Source organism: Bacteroides caecigallinarum (assembly GCF_021531075.1).
Classification (GTDB): Bacteria; Bacteroidota; Bacteroidia; order Bacteroidales; family Bacteroidaceae; genus Phocaeicola; species Phocaeicola caecigallinarum_B.
Window position 1 is genome coordinate 1 of the sequence record NZ_JADYTJ010000163.1, and the last position, 333, is coordinate 333.

1 rRNA gene is annotated in these 333 nt (G+C 53.5%); it reads right to left on the reverse strand.

The window, feature by feature from the left end:
• Positions 1–333: ribosomal RNA gene (locus I6E11_RS14900) — 23S ribosomal RNA — on the reverse strand; the annotation flags it as partial.

The window sequence follows — 333 nt, forward strand, 5'->3', positions numbered from 1 at the left end:
CCCCTACCCTCAGCTCATCCAGAAGCTTTTCAACGCTTATTGGTGCGGACCTCCATCTGGTGTTACCCAGACTTCATCCTGGCCAAGGGTAGATCACTTGGTTTCGCGTCTACCGCATCCGACTTGAGCGCAATAAATTGCGCTTTCCCCTGAGGGGAAACTCGCCCTATTCAGACTCGCTTTCGCTTCGGCTGCAGGACTCATGTCCCTTAACCTCGCCGGACACGGTAACTCGTAGGTTCATTATGCAAAAGGCACGCCGTCACTCTTTGCAGAGCTCCGACCGCTTGTAGGCGCACGGTTTCAGGTACTATTTCACTCTTCTGTTCGAAG